This is a genomic window from Geodermatophilus chilensis (genome assembly GCF_002802985.1).
Lineage (GTDB): Bacteria > Actinomycetota > Actinomycetes > Mycobacteriales > Geodermatophilaceae > Geodermatophilus > Geodermatophilus chilensis.
Window position 1 is genome coordinate 1 of record NZ_NVPT01000058.1, and the last position, 18,614, is coordinate 18,614.

General features: G+C 75.7%; 12 protein-coding genes. 9 read left to right on the top strand and 3 right to left on the bottom strand.

Going from position 1 to position 18,614, the window contains the following annotated elements; translation table 11 throughout:
* Positions 1-2 precede the first annotated feature (2 nt).
* Entirely contained in the window at positions 3-1,058 is a 1,056-nt protein-coding gene (locus tag CNO22_RS11695) for an SPL family radical SAM protein (RefSeq protein ID WP_100499540.1), read from the top strand.
* Between the two features lie 106 nt (positions 1,059-1,164).
* On the opposite strand, the gene fdhA is transcribed toward CNO22_RS11695, so the two are convergent.
* Positions 1,165-2,385: a formaldehyde dehydrogenase, glutathione-independent gene (gene fdhA / locus CNO22_RS11700; RefSeq protein WP_100499541.1), complete on the bottom strand. Its 1,221-nt coding sequence runs from the start codon at positions 2,383-2,385 to the stop codon at positions 1,165-1,167.
* A gap of 215 nt (positions 2,386-2,600) precedes the next feature.
* On the opposite strand from fdhA, the gene yaaA reads away from it, so the two are divergent.
* The 3 genes from yaaA to CNO22_RS11715 all read left to right on the top strand — a co-directional run bounded on the left by yaaA (position 2,601) and on the right by CNO22_RS11715 (position 7,628).
* A complete protein-coding gene (yaaA, locus tag CNO22_RS11705) occupies positions 2,601-3,359 on the top strand; it encodes a peroxide stress protein YaaA (RefSeq protein WP_100499542.1) in 759 nt (252 codons plus the stop codon).
* A gap of 159 nt (positions 3,360-3,518) precedes the next feature.
* Positions 3,519-6,119, top strand: coding sequence for a SpoIIE family protein phosphatase (locus tag CNO22_RS11710; protein ID WP_100499543.1), 2,601 nt, complete (start codon positions 3,519-3,521; stop codon positions 6,117-6,119).
* 93 nt (positions 6,120-6,212) lie between these two features.
* Complete coding sequence (locus CNO22_RS11715; RefSeq protein WP_100499544.1) at positions 6,213-7,628, top strand: amidase; 1,416 nt, start codon at positions 6,213-6,215, stop codon at positions 7,626-7,628.
* Between the two features lie 190 nt (positions 7,629-7,818).
* Here the strand turns inward: CNO22_RS11715 and CNO22_RS11720 are convergent, their stop codons facing one another.
* Both CNO22_RS11720 and CNO22_RS11725 read right to left on the bottom strand, forming a co-directional pair.
* Complete coding sequence (locus CNO22_RS11720; RefSeq protein WP_100499545.1) at positions 7,819-12,798, bottom strand: NAD-glutamate dehydrogenase; 4,980 nt, start codon at positions 12,796-12,798, stop codon at positions 7,819-7,821.
* A 52-nt stretch (positions 12,799-12,850) separates the two neighbouring features.
* The gene (locus CNO22_RS11725) at positions 12,851-13,228 is read right to left on the bottom strand and encodes a phage holin family protein (protein WP_232806976.1); all 378 of its coding nucleotides are present in this window, start codon (positions 13,226-13,228) and stop codon (positions 12,851-12,853) included.
* Positions 13,229-13,433: 205 nt separating this feature from the next.
* On the opposite strand from CNO22_RS11725, the gene CNO22_RS11730 reads away from it, so the two are divergent.
* The 5 genes from CNO22_RS11730 (at position 13,434) to CNO22_RS11750 (ending at position 18,603) form a co-directional block, all read left to right on the top strand.
* Entirely contained in the window at positions 13,434-13,811 is a 378-nt protein-coding gene (locus CNO22_RS11730; RefSeq protein ID WP_198588268.1) for a thiol-disulfide oxidoreductase DCC family protein, read from the top strand.
* Between the two features lie 106 nt (positions 13,812-13,917).
* Entirely contained in the window at positions 13,918-15,105 is a 1,188-nt protein-coding gene (locus tag CNO22_RS11735; RefSeq protein ID WP_100499561.1) for an ATP-binding protein, read from the top strand.
* Between the two features lie 136 nt (positions 15,106-15,241).
* Complete coding sequence (locus CNO22_RS11740; protein WP_100499547.1) at positions 15,242-16,168, top strand: alpha/beta fold hydrolase; 927 nt, start codon at positions 15,242-15,244, stop codon at positions 16,166-16,168.
* A gap of 157 nt (positions 16,169-16,325) precedes the next feature.
* Positions 16,326-18,083 (top strand): SpoIIE family protein phosphatase, encoded by a 1,758-nt coding sequence (locus CNO22_RS11745; RefSeq protein WP_232806977.1) that lies wholly within the window; start codon positions 16,326-16,328, stop codon positions 18,081-18,083.
* 61 nt (positions 18,084-18,144) lie between these two features.
* Entirely contained in the window at positions 18,145-18,603 is a 459-nt protein-coding gene (locus CNO22_RS11750) for an ATP-binding protein (RefSeq protein ID WP_100499548.1), read from the top strand.
* Positions 18,604-18,614 lie beyond the last annotated feature (11 nt).

Consider the following 18,614-nt stretch of genomic DNA (forward strand, 5'->3'; position numbering starts at 1 on the left):
AGATGTGTATAAGCGACGGCGTCCTGGTCACCCGCTCCGCCGCCGAGCGCCCGCACGGGCAGCGCGTCCTCGCGCGGCTCGAGGCCGCCGGGGTGTCCGACGTCGAACTGCTGCCCGGCGACCGGCTGCCCAACCTCCGCGGGGACGGCGACCGCGCGGCGTTCATGCGGGCCAAGGACACCCTCGCGCTGGTCGTCCCCGCGCCGTCCAAGCGCAGGCTGCAGCCGATCCCGCCGTCGGCGGACTGGCGCGTCGACCTGGCCGAGGGCTGCGCCGCGCACTGCCAGTACTGCTACCTCGCCGGCTCGCTGTCCGGCCCGCCGGTCACCCGGGTCCTCGCCGACCTCGACGAGGTGCTCGACGGCCTCGACGCCCACGTCGGGCGGGGCGCGGTCACCTCGGGCACGCTCGAGCGCGGCGGTGAGGGGACGACGTTCGAGGCCTCCTGCTACACCGACCCGCTGGCGATCGAGCACCTGACCGGCGGCCTGGCGCGGATGGTCGAGCACTTCGGCACCCACGACTGGCCCGGGCCGGTGCAGCTGCGGGCCACCACGAAGTTCGACGACGTCGCCGGCCAGCTCGACCTCCCGCACCACGGGCGCACCCGCCTGCGGTTCTCGGTCAACGCGGCGTCGGTGGCCCGCCGGTTCGAGGGGGCGACCTCCCCGGTGTCCGCCCGGGTCGCGGCGCTGGCCGCGGTGGCCGCCGCCGGCTACCCGGTCGGCCTGACCATCGCGCCGATCATGCCGGTCGAGGGCTGGCGGGAGGAGTACGGCGACCTGCTCGACGCCGTCGCCGCGGCGCTCCCGGCCGGCACGGACCTCACCGTCGAGTGCGTCACCCACCGCTTCACACCGGGCAGCAAGGAGACGCTGCTGGACTGGTACCCGCGCACCAGGCTCGGCATGGACGAGGCCCGGCGCACCACCAAGCGCGGGAAGTACGGCTCGGTCAAGCACGTGTACCCGAAGGACACGATGGCCGAGCTGCGCGGCTGGTTCGAGGCCGCGCTCGCCGAGCGGCTGCCTCAGGCCCGGCTCCTCTACTGGACCTAGGGCAGCGGCCGCGGCGGCCCCCCTGCAGGGTCCCGCCGCGAGCCTGCGAGTGGCGGGGGGCAGGGGGGTCCTTCTCCCTGCAGGGGGGCCGATCTCCTGGTGCCGGTTACACGGCCGGGACTAGGCCGTTCGGGTCGAGCACGTACTTCTTCGCCGCGCCCTGGTCGAACTCCTGGTAGCCCCGCGGCGCGTCCTCCAGCGGGATCACCTCCGCATTGACCGCCTTCGCGATCTGCACCCTGTCGTGCAGGATCGCCATCATCAGCTGGCGGTTGTAGCGCATGACCGGGCACTGACCGGTGGTGAACGCGTGCGACTTCGCCCAGCCCAGGCCCAGCCGGATGGACAGCGACCCGACCTTCGCCGCCTCGTCGGCCGCGCCCGGGTCACCGGTCACGTAGAGGCCGGGGATGCCGAGGGCGCCACCGGCCCGGGTGATGTCCATCAGCGAGTTGAGGACCGTGGCCGGCGCCTCGGTCTGCGCGTCCTTGCCGTGCCCGCGGGCCTCGAAGCCGACGGCGTCGACGCCGCAGTCCACCTCGGGCTCGCCCAGGATCTCCGCGATCTGGTCCTTCGGGTCGCCCTTCGAGACGTCGACGGTCTCGCAGCCGAAGCTGCGAGCCTGGGCCAGCCGGTCCTCGACCAGGTCGCCGACGATCACCACGGCGGCCCCGAGCAGGTGCGCGGAGGCCGCCGCCGCGAGCCCCACCGGCCCGGCGCCGGCGATGTAGACCGTCGACCCGGTGCCCACCCCGGCGGTCACGCAGCCGTGGTAGCCGGTCGGGAAGATGTCCGACAGCATCGTGAGGTCGCGGATCTTGGCGAGCGCCTGATCCCGGTCCGGGAACTTCAGGCAGTTGAAGTCGGCGTAGGGGATCATCACGTACTCGGCCTGCCCGCCGGTCCAGCCGCCCATGTCGACGTAGCCGTAGGCCGAGCCCGGGCGATCCGGGTTGACCGTCAGGCAGATGCCGGTCTTGCCCTCCTTGCAGTTGCGACAGCGGCCGCAGGCGATGTTGAACGGCACGCTGACGATGTCACCGACCTCGAGGAACTCGACGTCAGCGCCCTTCTCCACGATCTCACCGGTGATCTCGTGCCCGAGGACCAGCCCCTCGGGCGCCGTCGTCCGCCCGCGCACCATGTGCTGGTCACTGCCGCAGATGTTGGTGCTGACGGTCCGCAGGATGACGCCGTGCGGGGTCTTGCGGCCGACGTTGGACGGGTGCACGCCTGGCCCGTCCTGGAGCTCCAGCTTCGGGTAGTCCAGATCGGCGATCTCGACCTTGCCCGGCCCCATGTACCTGACTGCCTTGTTGCCTGCCACGGACGCTCCTCCTCCTCAGCGCCGGCACGCCTCTGTGCCGGCCGCGGTGCGGTGCCACCGCCCGGGCGCCCCGGTGGGTCCCCTCCGTCCGCGACGGTCCTCCGGGGCTCAGAGGCGGGTGGTCCGAGTGTGGTCCGCGCCACCCCCGGTGCGGCCCGGCCGAACTCCGCACCAGGATCCGACACGCGGGCGGGCACGACGTAGCGTGACAGCTCGTGCTCGTCCTGCTGCCGCCGTCGGAGACCAAGGGCCCGGGCGGGGACGGCGCCCCCCTCGATCTGGCCGCACTGTCCTGGCCCGAGCTGACCGACGTCCGCGCCGGTCTGGTCGAGGCGCTCGTCCGGCTCGCGGGCGACCGGCCGGCGGCGCGGGCGGCCCTGGGCCTGTCCCCGAAGCAGGACGGCGAGATCGCCCGCAACGCCGAGCTGCGCAGCGCGCCGACGGCGCCCGCCCTCGAGCGCTACACCGGCGTCCTCTACGACGCCCTCGACGTGCGGTCCCTCACCCGCGCCCAGCGCGCCCGGGCCGACCGGCGCCTGGCGGTCGGGTCGGCGCTGTTCGGGGTGGTCCGCGGGACCGACCGCATCCCCGCCTACCGGCTCTCGGCCGGCTCGGCGCTGCCCGGCCGGCCGACGCTGCGCGCCCTCTGGCGGCCGGCGCTGGGCCCGGTGCTCGCCGCCGTCGACGAGCTGGTGGTCGACCTGCGCAGCGGCGCCTACGCCGCGCTGGCCCCGGTGCCCGGCGCGGTGACCCTCGAGGTGCTCAGCGAGCGCCCCGACGGCACGCGGGCGGTGGTCAGCCACTTCAACAAGGCGCGCAAGGGTCGGGTCGCCCGACTGCTCGCCACCACGACCGGTGAGCCCGCGGACGTCGTCCGGCTGCGGGCGCTGCTGCGACGCGCCGGGTTCCACGTGGAACACCTCGGGGGGACGGCGCTGACGCTCGTCGTGCCGGCGGACCCGGCGACACGCTGACCCGGCACGGACCGTCGCGGGGATGGTGATCTGCGTCAGGATCATTGCACCCAACCGAGAGGGCATGACATAACTCTGGGGACGCGTGGGCCCGAAGAGTGTGGCCGCCGGCGGCCGGGGGGACCCTCCCGGCCGGGCGTCGACTGACGAGAGGCACCGGTGGAGGGATCCCCGCGGCAGCGCGGCGTCGTGCGCCCGTCCGACCTCGAGACGGCAGCGGAGGCGCTGCGCGGTGACCCGGCACGCGTCCGTGCCGCCCGTCGTCTCCGCATCGCCCAGGCCGGCTCCCCCGCCGTCGACCGGCTGGTCGAGCTGGCCGCACGGCTGCTGGGCGCCCAGGCCGGCCAGATCTCCCTGCTGGACGACGTCCAGTCGATCGCCGGCGTCGCCGGCCTGTCCCCGGGCAGCGCCGGCCGGGAGACCGGCCTCGCCGACAGCCCGTGCACGCTCGCCGCGGCCGGCACCGAGGTGCTGGCCATCCCGGACGGGCGGGCCGACGAGCGGGTCAGCCACCTGCCACAGGTGACCGGCGGGCTGGTCGTCGCCTACCTCGGCGCCCCGCTGACCGACGGCGAGGGCCACGTCGTCGGGACGCTGTGCGTGTTCGACCCGGTGCCGCGGGAGTGGTCCGGGACCGACGTCGCCACGCTGCGCCAGCTCGCCGCCTCGGTGGTGACCGAACTCGAGTACGCGGCGCTGACCGGCGAGTACGAGCGCCAGCACCTGCGCTGGCGGCTGGCGATGGACGCCGGTGGCGTGGGCACCTTCGACTGGGACCTGCGCTCCGGCGAACTCGTGTGGGACGACCCGCTGATGGCGGTGTTCGGCTACACCACCGCGGACTTCGACGGCACGATCACCGCCTTCAACCGGCGGCTGCACCCCGACGACCTGCCCCGCGTCAGCGAGGCACTGCGCGCCTGCATCGACGGCTGCGGCGACTTCGAGGCGGAGTACCGCGTCGTCCGCCCGGACGGGGACACCCGCTGGGTGCAGGCCCGCGGCCGCGCGCTGGCCGGCCGGGACGGGACCGCCGTCCGGTTGCTCGGCGCCGCGTACGACACCACCGAGGACCGCACCGACGACGTCCGGGTCTCGCGGGTGCTCGAGGCGATGCCGGCCGGCTTCTACTCGCTGGACCACGAGTGGCGCTTCACGCACGTCAACGCCGAGGCCGAGCGGCTGCTGGGCCGCAGCCGCGAGGAGCTGCTCGGCGAGGTCATCTGGACGGCGTTCCCGGCGACGGTGAACAGCGTCTTCGAGGACAGCTACCGCAACGCGGTCCGGACCGGGCAGCCGGTCAACTTCGACGCGCACTACCCCGCACCGCTCGACGGCTGGTACGAGCTGCGCGCGTGGCCGAGCCCCGAGGGCCTGTCGGTCTACTTCATCGAGGTGACCGAGCGGAAGCTGGCCCGCGACCGGGCCGACCGGTCCGCGCAGCGACTGGCCCTCCTCGCCCAGGTGAGCGCCGAGCTCGCCGGCACCCTGGACGCGCAGGCCGCCACCAGCCGGCTGCCCCGGCTGGTGGTCCCGGGCCTGGCGCCGTGGTGCATCGTCACCGTGGTGGACGCCGAGGGGCGTCCCCGGGACGTGGGCTGGTGGCACGCCGAGCCCGCCGCCCGGGCGCTGGTCGAGCGCTACGCCGCCGTCCGGCTCGACGCGATGCCGGCCACCTCCCCGGTGGCCCGCGCGCTGCTGGCCGGCGAGGCGGTGCGCGCCGACGCCGCCGAGGTGCGGCAGCTGCTGCCCTCCGGCGAGGCGCGCGACCTGCTGGACGCGCTGGCGCCGGGCTCGGCGGTCTGCCTCCCCCTGCGCGGCCGGGGGCGCACCCTGGGTGTGATCACCCTGTACGCGAGCTTCGGCGAGACCATGTCGCGAGAGCACCTCGCCACCGCGCAGGACGTCGCCGACCGCGCCGGCCTGGCCCTGGACAACACCCGGCTCTACGCCCAGCAGCAGCAGCTGGCCGAGGGCCTGCAGCGCAGCCTGCTCACCGAGCCGCCGGAGCCCGACCACGCGGAGATCGCCGTCCGCTACCTCCCCGCCGTCGAGGCCGCGCGGGTCGGCGGCGACTGGTACGACGCGTTCCTGCAGCCCGGCGGGGCGACGATGCTGGTCATCGGCGACGTCGTCGGTCACGACACCGAGGCGGCCGCCGCCATGGGCCAGCTGCGCGGGCTGCTGCGCGGCATCGCCACCTACAGCGACGCGTCGCCGGTGGAGGTGCTGCGCGGGCTGGACGCCTCGATGGCCGTGCTGCAGACCCACGTGCTGGCGACCGCCGCGGTGGCCCGCTTCGAGCAGACCGACGACGAGCGCCGCCGCAGCATCACCCGGATGCGCTGGGCGAACGCCGGGCACCTGCCGCCGTTGGTCATCAACCCCGACGGCAGCGTGGCCGAGCTGGCCGCCTGGAAGGGCGACCTGCTGCTGGGCGTCGACCACGAGGTCGAGCGTCAGGAGTCGGTGGTGACCCTCGACCGCGGGTCCACGGTGCTGCTGTTCACCGACGGCCTGGTCGAGCGGCGCGACGCCGACCTCGACGCCGGGATGGTGCGGCTGCGCGAGGCGCTGGTCGACGTCGCCCACCTGCCGCTGCAGCAGTTGCTCGACGAGGTGCTCGAGCGGCTGGTCGACGGCCGCCCCGAGGACGACGTCGCGCTGGTCGCCGTCCGCCTGCACCGCCAGGACCGCCCCCGCCCGCCGGAGGCCGGCCCCAACGACGTCCCGGACGTCGTCCCACCCCATCCCGCCTGATCACTGCCCATTGCCGGTGTTCCTCGTGCTCTGCGGGTCCTGCAGGACCCGCAGAGCACGAGAAGCACCCGCAATGCGTGTCAGAGTTCCCGGGTGACCACCACTGACGAGCTGTGCCTCCTGCCGGCGACCGAGCTGGCGGCGCTCATCCGCACCCGGCAGCTGTCGGCGCGTGAGCTGACCGACGCCTGCCTGGAGCGGATCGAGCGGCTGGACCCGCAGGTCAACGCGGTGGTCACGCTGGAAGCCGAGGGCGCCCGTGCCGCCGCGGACGCCGCCGACGCCGCGCTGGCCGCCGGCGAGGACGTCGGCCCGCTGCACGGACTGCCGGTGGCGCACAAGGACACCCACCTCACCGGCGGCATGCGCACCACCTGGGGTTCTCCGCTCGCCGACACCGTGCCGGCGGACGACGAGCTGGTGGTCGCCCGGCTGCGCGCGGCCGGGACGGTGCGCGTCGGCAAGACCAACGTGCCGGAGTTCGCGGCCGGCTCGCACACGTTCAACCCGTTGTTCGGCGTCACCCACAACCCCTACCGGCACGGGCTGTCGGCCGGCGGCTCGAGCGGGGGCGCGGCCGCGGCGCTGGCGGCGGGGTTCGTGCCGGTCGCCGACGGCAGCGACTTCGGCGGCTCGCTGCGCAACCCGGCGGCGTTCTGCAACGTGGTCGGGCTGCGGCCCACCCCGGGGCGGGTGCCGACCCGGCCGGCGGCGATGGGCTGGTCGCAGCTGTCGGTGCAGGGGCCGATGGGCCGCACCGTCGCCGACGTCGCGCTGGTGCTCTCGGCGATGGCCGGGCCGGACCGGCGGGTGCCCATCTCCCTCGACGCGCCCGGAGCCCCGTTCGCCGCGCCGCTGCCCGAGCGTCTCGACGGGCTGCGGGTGGCCTGGGCGCCGGACCTGGGCGGGCGGGTGCGGGTGGACCCGGCGATCACCGCGGTGCTGTCGCAGAGCGTGGCGGTGTTCGAGGAGCTGGGCGCCACCGTGGAGGCCGACTGTCCCGACCTCTCGGGCGCTGACGACGTCTTCGGCACCCTGCGGGCCTGGGTGTTCGACGCGACCTTCAGCGACCTGGCCCGGCGGCACCCGGACCAGCTCAAGGAGTCGATCCGCTGGAACGCCTCGCTGGGGGCCGCACTGACCGGAGCCGACATCGCCCGTGCCGAGATGGCCCACACGGCCCTCTACGAGCGCGTGGTGGCCTTCTTCGACCGCTACGACGTCCTGCTGGTGCCGACGACGCAGGTGCTGCCCTTCCCGGTGGAGCAGGAGTACCCCACCGAGATCGACGGCGAGCCGCTGGAGGACTACCTGGCCTGGATGCGCTCCTGCACGCTCATCACACCGACCGGCTGCCCCGCGCTGTCGGTGCCCGGCGGGTTCACCCCGGACGGCCTGCCCGTGGGCCTGCAGGTGGTCGCGGCGCCGCGGGCCGACCGGCGAGTGCTGGAGGTCGGGCACGCCTTCGAGCAGGCGACCCGCTTCGGCGAGCGCCGTCCGCCTCTCTGACCCCGTCTGGGGCTCTCTAGCGACCGAGCTAGAGAGCCGCAGACGAGCCTGAGCTCACCCTCGAACATCGTCTGTCGCTCTCTAGCGGTGTCACTAGACAGGCCCAGACGCGGCTCGACATCCCCGAGTGCGACGAACTCGTGGCGATCAATGCGTGATGGCCACGAGTTCGTCGCACTCGGCTGCGAGCTCAGGTACGGCGGTGCAGGCCGCGCAGGGTCCGGACGGCGACCAGCAGCTCGGCCAGCTCCTGCCGGTCCCCCGCGGCGATGTCGACCAGCTGCGCGGCCGCCCGCTGCTGCGCGCCGTCCCAGCCGGCGACCCAGCGCGCCACCAGCGCGTCGGCGTCCTCGGCGTCCCCCGCCCGCCCGCTGAGCACCTCGGCGGTGAGCGCGGCCTGCTCGCCGGTCAGGTCGTCGCGCAGCGAGGCGCGGGCCATCGCCGGCCAGCGGCGGTCGCGGGGCAGTGCGACGACCAGCTCGCGCAGCGGCACCAGCGACAGCCGCTCGGCCACCGCCTGGTGCACCCGCCCGGCCAGCCCGATCGGGGCGCCGGTGCGCTCGGCGACCACCGCCAGGTCCAGCGCGGCCGGCAACAGCGGCGCCGCGGCGACCTCCCCGGCGAGCGCCTCGGGCACGCCGGCCCGCCGCAGCTGCTCGGTCCGCTCGGCGTGGGCGGCCGCCTCGGCGCCCAGCAGCCACGACGGCAGCCCGGCGCGCACGGCGGCCACCGGCGCGGCGAACCGGTCCGTCACCTCCCCCAGCGGGGTCCCCCGCTCGGTGGTCAGCTCGGGCAGCCGCAGCAGCCAGCGCGCCGCCCGCTCGGCCAGCCGCGTCGCCTCGGTGCGCAGCTCCACCTGGGTGGTCGCCGGCACCCGGTTGTCCAGCGGGCGGACGGCGTCCCACAGCCGGTCCACCTCGAACACCGCCCGGGCGACCGCGTGCGCCCGCACCACGCCGGCCAGCGGGACCCCGGTCTCCTCGGACAGCCGGAACAGCCCGGTCACCCCGGCCACGTTGACCGCCCGGTTGGTCAGCGCGGTCGCGATGATCTCCCGGCGCAGCGGGTGCCCGGAGACCGCCGCGGGGAAGCGGCGGCGCAGCTCGGCCGGGAAGTAGCCGGCCAGCAGCTCCTCCAGCGCCGGGTCGTCCGGCAGGCCGGAGGCCAGGACGGCGTCCCCGGTCTCGAGCTTGGCGTAGGCCAGCAGCACCGACAGCTCGGGGCTGGTCAGCGCCTGCCCGTCGCGCCGTCGTTCGGCCAGCTGGCGGTCGTCGGGGAGGAACTCGACGCTGCGCACGAGCCGGCCCGAGCGCTCGAGCGCCCGCAGGAACCGGGAGTGCGCGTCCAGCAGGCTGCGCGCGGAGGTGGTCTCGACGGCGAGGGTCGCGTTCTGCGCGTGGTTGTCGGTCAGGACGGCGGCGGCGACCTCGTCGGTCATCTCGCCGAGCAGCGCCGCGCGGCCCTCGGCGTCCAGCTCGCCGGCCTCGACCACCCGGTCCAGGGCGATCTTGATGTTGACCTCGTGGTCGGAGGTGTCCACGCCGGCGGAGTTGTCGATGGCGTCGGTGTTCACCCGGCCGCCGTTCAGCGCGTACTCCACCCGGCCGCGCTGGGTCAGGCCGAGGTTGCCGCCCTCCCCCACCACGCGCACCCGCAGGTCGCGGCCGTCGACCCGGACGGCGTCGTTGGCCTTGTCCCCCACGTCCAGCGCGCTCTCGGTGGAGGCCTTGACGTAGGTGCCGATGCCGCCGTTGAACAGCAGGTCGACCGGCGCCAGCAGCACGGCGCGGATCAGCTCCACCGGCGACAGCGTGTCGACGACGTCGTCGGCCAGGCCCAGCGCCGCCCGCATCGGCTCGCTGACCGGGATCGCCTTCGCCGTCCGGGGCCACACGCCGCCACCCGGGCTGATCAGCGCGGGGTCGTAGTCGGCCCACGACGAGCGCGGCAGCTCGAACAGCCGTCGCCGCTCGGCGAAGGAGGTGGCGGCGTCCGGCGTGGGGTCGACGAAGACGTGCCGGTGGTCGAAGGCGGCCACCAGCCGGATGTGCTCGGACAGCAGCATCCCGTTGCCGAAGACGTCGCCGGACATGTCGCCGACGCCGACCACGGTGAAGTCCTGGCTCTGCACGTCCAGGTCCAGCTCGCGGAAGTGCCGGGTCACCGACTCCCAGGCGCCGCGGGCGGTGATGCCCATGGCCTTGTGGTCGTAGCCGACCGAGCCGCCGGAGGCGAAGGCGTCGCCCAGCCAGAAGCCGCGCTCGAGCGCGACGGCGTTGGCCAGGTCGGAGAAGGTCGCCGTTCCCTTGTCGGCGGCGACGACGAGGTAGGTGTCGTCGTCGTCGTGCCGGACCACCCGGTCGGGCGGCATCACCTCGCCGGGGGCCACCCCGTCCGTCTGAACCCAGTTGTCGGTGAGCGAGAGCAGCGCGCCGATGAACAGCCGGTAGCAGGCCTGCCCCTCGGCGAGCCACGCGTCACGGCCGGCGCTCTCCGGCGGGGGGTTGCGGACCACGAACCCGCCCTTGGCGCCGGTCGGCACGATGACGGTGTTCTTCACCATCTGCGCCTTGACCAGGCCGAGCACCTCGGTCCGCAGGTCCTCGTGCCGGTCGGACCAGCGCAGCCCGCCACGGGCGACCGCGCCGAAGCGCAGGTGCACGCCCATGACCCGCGGCGAGCTCACCCACACCTCGCGGGCCGGGCGCGGCTCGGGCACGTCGGGCACCTCGGCAGGGTGCAGCTTGAGCGCCAGCGGCGGCGGGTGGGGCGAGGACATGGCGTAGTACGTCGTCCGCTGGGTGGCCAGGACGGCGGCGAGCATCGCGGTGAGCACCCGGTCGGCGTCCAGCGACTCCACCTCGCCGATCGCCCGCCGCAGCGAAGCGGCCAGCTCCTCCTGGCGCGCGGCCCGCCCGCCGTCCCGGCCCGGGGAGAAGCGGGTCTCGAACAGGGCCACGAGCCGGGCGACGACGTCGGGGTGCGCGGCCAGCGTCGTCTCCACGTACCGCTGGCCGAAGGGCAGGCCGGCCTGGCGCAGCCACTGCACGTACGCGCGGACGACGGTCACCTGACGCCAGTTCAGCCCGGCCAGCAGCACCAGCGCGCCCAGGCCGTCGTCCTCGGCGTCCCCGCGCCACACCGCCGACAGCGCCTCGGTGAACCGCTCGGGCAGCGAGCCGGGGAAGGGCAGGTCGCCGACCGGCGCGGTCAGCCCGAAGTCGTAGATCCAGGCCAGCGGGGCGCCGATCCGGTCGATCTCGTAGGGCCGCTCGTCGACGACGTCGACCCCCAGGTGCTGCAGCATCGGCAGCACGTCGGACAGCAGGAGCCGCTCCCCCACCCGGTAGACCGCCAGCCGCGGCTCGGACGACGACGCCCCCGACGGCCGGCGCAGCACCAGGCCCAGCTCGCCCTCGGCCAGCCCGTCGAGCCGCTCGAGGTCCTCGACGGCGGTCGTCGCCGGGAAGTCCTCCTGGTAGGCGGCGGGGAAGGCGTCGGCGACCCGGGCGAAGCGGCGCTCGGCGTCCGCGCCGTACCGCGCCTTGAGGGCGTCGACCAGCTCGTCGGCCCAGCTGCGGACGACGGCGGCCAGCGCGTCCTGCAGCGCGGGGACGTCGACGTCGGCCAGCGCGGGCCGCCCGCCGCGTGCCACCGGCGGGCGGACGACGAAGTGCAGCCGGGCCAGCACCGACTCGGTGACCCGGGCGGTGTACTCGATGCTCGTGCCGCCGAGGCGCTCGAGCAGCAGCTGCTGCACGCGAGTGCGGACCTCGGTCGTGTACCGGTCGCGGGGCAGGAAGACGATCGCCGACCAGAACCGGCCGCCGGGGTCGCGGCGCAGGAACAGCCGGGTCTGCCGGCGCTCCTGGAGGTGCAGCACGGCCAGCGCGACCGGCAGCAGCTCGTCGGTGCCGACCTGGAACAGCTCGTCGCGGGGGTAGGTCTCCAGGATGTCGAGCAGCGCCTTGCCGGTGTGGCTGTCGGCCGGGACGCCGGAGCGCTCCACGACCTCGGCGGCCCGGCGGCGGATCAGCGGCACCTCGCGGACGGTGTGCGCGGCAGCCGCCGACGGGAACAGGCCGACCAGCCGGTGCTGCCGGGCCGGGCCGCCGTCGGTGCCCGGCAGGGTGACGGTGACCAGGTCCAGATAGGCGCGGCGGTGCACCGTCGAGCGGGCGTCGGCCTTGGTCACCGCGAGCAGCGTCGTGCCCGGCGCGGCCTCGGGGGCGGTGGCGATGTCGGCGTCGCCGCGCAGCACGCCCAGACCGCTGCCGGCGACCGGGCGGGCCGTCGTCCGGCCCCGGGTGCGCACCAGGTCGACGTCCCGGGCGCCGAGCAGCACGAAGTTGCCGTCGGTGAGCCAGCGCAGCAGCGCCGCCGCCTCGGCGGGGTCGTCGGCCGGGTCCTCGGAGGGCTCTGTGTCCGCTCCCCGCCCGACCCCCCGCTCCAGCCGGTCGGCGAGCTCCAGGGCGCGGGCCCGCAGCCGCGCGGCGTCCTCGTCCACGGCCCGGACGTCGGCCAGCACGGTGCGCAGCCCGGCGACCAGGTCCCCGGTCGCCTCCTCGTCCAGCGGCCCGTCGAGGACGACGGCCATCCAGGACTCGGCGAGCGCGTCGGGGCCGCACGCGCCGGGCTCGGCACTGTCGCAGAACGCCCGGATCCGGCCGGCCACGTCGCGGCGGAGCACCAGCACCGGATGGACGACGTGCTCGAGGCGGAAGCCCTGCCGGACCACCTCGGCGGTGACCGAGTCGACGAGGAAGGGCATGTCGTCGGTGACGACGAGGACCAGCGACCGGGGGCCGGCGCCGTCGCGGGCCGGCAGCTGCTGGACGTCGACCGTCGCCGACCCCTCGGGGCGGACCTCGGCCAGCCGCAGGTGGCGCAGCGCCAGGGCGGCGACGTCGGCCGGGTCCTGGTCGAGGACCTCGGCGGCCGGCTCGCTCCAGTAGTAGCGGCGCATCAGCGCCGGGACGTCGTCGGCGCTGCAGCCGGCGGGCAGCCCCGGGCCGCGGGCGAGCGCCTCCCGGGCGGCCTGCTCCAGCAGGCGGTGCTTGTCGTGGGTGGCCGCCTCCAGGGCGGCGAGTTCGGTCGCGGCGGCGGGCGTGCCGTCGTCCGCGGGGGCCGGTACCGGGATCGCCGGGACCGTGCCGGTGGTGCGGGCCATCCGCTGACGCTAGCCCCGGACGGTGCCTGCCGTCACAGCGACGCGGCCGGTGTCAGCGCCGCTCGGTGAGCTGGTCGGCCACCCAGCCGCCGATGGCCAGCAGCAGCCCGCCGACGATCGCGGTGCCGAAGCCGGCGACCTGCAGCCGATCGGTGATCGCGGCCGTGATGCCGAGCAGCGCGGCGTTGACCACGAGCAGGAACAGCCCGAGCGTGACCAGCACGAACGGCAGCGACAGCAGCCGCAGGATCGGCCCCACGATCGCGTTGACGACCGCGAAGACCAGCGCGATCCACAGGTAGGTGCCGGGCTCGCCGAGTGGCCCGTTCGGGTTCGGGACCACCTCGATGCCGTTCAGCAGGTAGGCGACGCCGTAGAAGACGGCGGCCATGAGGACGACCTTGACCAGGAACCTCAGCACCTCGACCACGCTAGTGCCGGCACCTGCGAGGACCCTGTGTGTCGGCGCCTCTACGGCTCTCTGGGCGTGCCGCTAGAGAGCGCCAGACGCACCTCGACGCGCCCCCGTCCGCCGTGATCACGGGGTTCTCGCCGTCCGCCTCGGCGCGTCGTCGCGTGTCACCGGCAACGAGCCCATGATCGACGGGGAACGCGCCCGGACGAGAGGTGGAGACGTGCAGCGACCGGCCCTGGTCTTCGACGGCGACTGCGGGTTCTGCACCCGCTCGGCGGACGTCGCCCGGCGGGTGCTGCCCGCCGACTGCGCCGTCGTCCCGTGGCAGCGGGCCGACCTCGCCGCCGTCGGCACCACGGCGGCGCGCGCGCAGCAGGAGGTGCTGTGGGTGCCGCGCACGGGTGAGGTCGTCGGTGGGGCGCGCGCGGTCGCGGCGGCCCTGCGCGCGGCCGGGCCGGGCTGGGCGCTGCTGGGCCGGCTGCTGCAGCTGCCGCTGGTACGCACGCTGGCCGACCGGGTCTACCGGGTGGTGGCGGCCAACCGGATGCGGCTGCCCGGTGGGACGGCGGCCTGTGCGCTGCCGCCGCCGCGGCCCTGACCCGGGCGCACACCGCGCGTGACGGCGCGCGGACCGCACCGCGACACGATCGGGCTCTCTAGGCGCTTCTACGGATCGGCCTAGAGGCGCGCATACGGTGCTCGACATGGACCCCGTGCGGAACCCGTACGCCCCCGGCGCCGGCCAGCGCCCGCCCGAGCTGGCCGGGCGGGACGGCGAGCTGTCGGCCTTCGACGTCGTCCTGGAGCGGATCGCGCACGGCCGCCCGGAGCGCTCGCTGGTGCTGACCGGGCTGCGCGGGGTCGGCAAGACGGTGCTGCTCAACCAGCTGCGCTCGGCGGCGATCAGCCGCGGCTGGGGCACCGGCAAGATCGAGGCCCGGCCGGACCAGTCGCTGCGCCGGCCGGTCTCCTCGGCGCTGCACATGGCGCTGCGCGAGCTGCGCCACCCCGACCAGGAGTCGATGGACGCCGTCCTCGGGGTGCTCAAGGCGTTCGCGCTCCGGCAGGCGGCGGACAGCAAGGTCCGCGACCGCTGGCAGCCCGGCATCGACGTGCCGGCGTCCAGTGGGCGGGCCGACTCCGGCGACATGGAGATCGACCTCGTCGAGCTGCTCAGCGACGCCGCGGGGCTGGCCGCCGACGTCGGCAAGGGGGTGGCGCTGTTCATCGACGAGATGCAGGACGTGCAGAGCGACGACGTCTCGGCCATCTGCGCGGCCTGCCACGAGCTGTCGCAGCAGGGCGCGCCGCTGATCGTCGTCGGCGCCGGGCTGCCGCACCTGCCGGCGGTGCTGTCGGCGTCCAAGAGCTACTCCGAGCGGCTGTTCCGCTATCTGCGCATCGACCGGCTGGACCGCCCCGCCGCCGACCGGGCGCTGCTCGCGCCGGCCGAGCGGGAGGAGGTCACCTTCGACCCCGAGGCGCTCGACGCCCTCTACGCGGCCGCCGACGGCTACCCGTACTTCGTGCAGGCCTACGGCAAGGTCACCTGGGACGTCGCCGCCGCCTCCCCCATCACCGCCGCGGACGTCGCCATGGCCGCGCCGGTCGCCGAGGCCGAGCTGGCGGTGGGCTTCTTCGGCTCCCGCTACGACCGGGCCACCCCCGCCGAGCGCGAGTACATGCACGCCATGGCCGAGCTGGGCGGGCCGAACGGCAGCGCTGTGGCGACGTCGGAGGTCGCGGTGTCGCTGGGCCGCAAGCCGGCGTCCCTCTCCCCCGCGCGGGACTCGCTGATCAAGAAGGGGCTGGTCTACTCCGCCGAGCGCGGCCAGATCGCCTTCACCGTCCCGCACTTCGGCCGCTACCTGCTCAGCCACCCCTCCGACTAGGAGAGGGATCCCCTGCCCCCACGAGATCGGCGATCTCGCACGCCTGGTGCCCGCAACCGTGCGAGACCGGCGATCTCGTCGTCGGCAGCCGCGGCACGGGCTGCGACCTGCGCGCCGTCCAGGCAGGCTGGGGACCGTGAGCGCCCCCGCCCGAGACCCCGAGCTGATCAGCGTCCCGGTGGAGGGCGGTGAGCTCGCCGCGCTGCACTGGCCCGCCGACGCGCCCGGCTCCCCCATCGCCGTCCTCGTGCACGGCATCACCGCCAACGCGATGGCCTGGGCACGGGTGGCCGGCGCCCTGGCCGGCGAGTTCGAGGTGGTCGCCCCCGACCTGCGCGGCCGGGCCGCCTCGGCCGGCCTGCCCGGCCCGTACGGGCTGGAGCGGCACGCCACGGACGTCACCGCCGTCCTCGACTCCCTCGGGGCGGACGGCGACACGGGAGCCGAGGCCGCCGTGCTCGTCGGGCACTCGATGGGGGCGTACGTCGCGGCGCTGGCGGCCGCCGGGGTGGCCCGCGACCGCGTGCACGGCCTGGTGATGGTCGACGGCGGCCTGTCGTTCCCGACGCCGCCGGGCGCCGACGTCGACGCGATCCTCTCCGCCGTCCTCGGCCCGTCGCTGGACCGCCTGTCGATGACCTTCCCCGACCTCGCGGCCGTGCGGGCCTTCTGGGCGCAACACCCCGCGGTCGGCCCGTGGGTCGACGTCCCCTCGGTGGCCGCGTACCTGGCGCGCGACATGGTCGGCGAGCCGCCGGCGCTGCGCAGCGCGTGCGTGGCCGAGGCGGTGCGGGTGGACGGCGGCGACGTGCTGCTCAACGAGCGGGTGCTGGAGGCCACCACCGACCTGCCAGTGCCCGCCACCCTGCTGTGGGCGACCCGCGGGCTGTTCGACCAGACGCCGGGGCTCTACGACGAGGTGCGACTGGCGCAGCTGGGCCTGGAGCCCAGCGGCATCACCGCCCGCGAGGTGCCCGACACCAACCACTACTCGATCCTGTGGGCCCAGCAGGGGGTCGAGGCCGTCGCCGCCGCCGTCCGCGAGGCCGCCGTCCGGGACTGACCGGCACCCCGGGGGACGGCGGGCGCGCCACGCCGGTGCGCCTTGGCAGCGCGCCCGCCCACTGCCACGATCCGGGCACCCTCCCGGCCCGTGGGGCGGCGGGGATGGGCGCTCCGAGGTCGGGGCCGGGGTCAGCCCGCCGAGAGAGGTGGTCCGCGTGGGAACCCCAGGACCGCGGCCGCGACCGCGGGGAGGGCTGCCGCCGCCGCTCGACCGCACCGCCGCGCTGGCCGCCGGCGTGCTCGCCACCATGCCCTGCGCGCTGGGCTGCCTCGACCCCGCCGGACGGGTCGCGCTGCTCAACGCCGAGGGCGAACGGCTGCTCGACCGGCCCGCCGACGACGTCGTCGGGCGACCGGTCACCGAGGTGCTGCCCGCCGGCACGGCCGCCGCGGTCACCCGGGCCTGCCACGACGCCCTGACCTCGGGGGCGCCGGTCTCCCTCGAGGTCCCCGACCCGCGGGGCGGCCCGGGGTGGTCGGCGCTGCACGCCTGGCCGGTGGCCGACGGCGCCGCGTTCGCCTTCGTCGACGTCACCGCGCGCCGGCAGGCGCAGGACGAGGCCGAGGCGGCCCGGCACGCCGCCGAGACGGCCCAGGGGGTCGCCGAGCGGGCGGGCGCCCGCACGGCGCTGCTGGCCGCCGTGACCGGGGAGCTCTCCGGTGCGCTCGACAGCGAGTCGGCGCTGGGCAGCCTGGCCCGGCTGGTCGTCCCCGCGCTCACCGACGGCTGCGTGGTCACCGTCGTCGACCGGGAGGGCCGGGCCCGCGACGTCGGCTCCTGGCACGTCGACCCGGCCCGCCGTCCGCTGCTCGACCGCTATGCCGGGGTGCGCCTGGACACCCTGCCGGCGGCCTCCCCCGTCGCCCGCGCGCTGCGGTCGGGCAGCGAGGTGCAGGAACCGGTGGCCGCCGTCCTCGAGCTCATGCCGCCGGGCCGCGCCCGCGACCTGCTTCGGGCGCTGGGGCCGGAGACCGCGGTCGTCCTGCCGCTGACCGCCGACGGCCGCGCGGTCGGCGTCCTCACCCTCTACCTCGACCCCGGGCGCGCGCTGGACGACGACGACCTGGCCGCCGCGCGCGAGGTCGCCGCGCAGGCCGGGCGCGCCGTCGACCGGGTGCACCGGCAGAGCCAGCAGGCCAAGCTCGCCGAGGACCTGCAGCGCAGCCTGCTCACCGACCCGCCGACCATCGCGGGGGCCCAGGTGGTCACCCGCTACGTGCCCGCCGCGGAGGCCGCCCGCGTCGGCGGCGACTGGTACGACGCCTTCCTGCACACCGACGGCGACCCGGTCGTGGTCATCGGGGACGTCGCGGGCCACGACACCGCCGCGGCCGCCGAGATGGGGCAGCTGCGCGGGCTCTTGCGGGGCATCGCCCACTACAGCGGCGCCGGGCCGGCGGAGGTGCTGCGCGGCCTGGACGCCGCGATGGCCGCCATGCACGCCGGCACGCTGGCCACCGCCGCGATCGCCCGGCTCGAGGACGGCGGGACCCGGCTGCGCTGGGCCAGTGCCGGTCACCCGCCCCCACTGGTCGCCGACCCCGACGGCACGGTGACCGTGCTCGCCGACGGGCTGGGCGACCTGCTGCTGGGGGTCGACCCGACGGCGCTGCGGCGGGAGCGCACCGTGCCGCTGCGCCCCGGCGCGGTCGTGCTGCTCTACACCGACGGCCTGGTGGAGCGCCGCGACTGCGACATCGACACGGGGGTGGACCGGCTGCGCCGGCACCTCGCCACGCTGGCGGACCGCCCGCTGGAGCAGCTGGCCGACGAGCTGCTGGCCCGGATGCTGCCCGCCACGCCGGGGGACGACGTCGCGCTGGTGGCGATCTGCGTGCACCCCGTCGCGCTGACCGGCGGGAACGAGAGGCGCGCCACTTCGGGCGGTCGGAATACCCCGCGACACGGTTGAGCGTCCGGCCGGCTGGGAACCCCGGTGTACGTCGGAGACAGCGACGGACGGGGAGAGGGCAGTGGGTCGACTCGCGTGGCCGTTGCGTCCGCTTCCGGATGGCCGGGGTGAGCTGTGGCGATGGGACCTGCAGGCCATCGCCGAGCTCCCCGCGGCACGTGCGGTGCTGCGGGCCCGGCTCGACGGCGTCGGCTACCCGCGGGACGGCGACGACTCCGCGGCCGAGCGGCTGATCCTGGCCTTCGACGAGCTGGCGTCCAACGCGCTGCGGCACGGGTTGTCCCCCGTCGTCGCCACGGTGATCGCCGGCAGCGGCGGCTGGCTGCTCGACGTCAGCGACCGTGACCCCGACACGATGCCCAGTCCGGCGGTCGACCGCGACCCCGCCCAGGGCGGGCTGGGGCTCTACCTGGTGGCCCGGCTGTCGGTGGCCCACGGCTGGTACGTCGACGACGGCTGCAAGCACGTCTGGGCCTGCCTGCCCACGAGCACCGACGACCGCGAGCCGGCCCTGAACTGACCTTCCTCGTG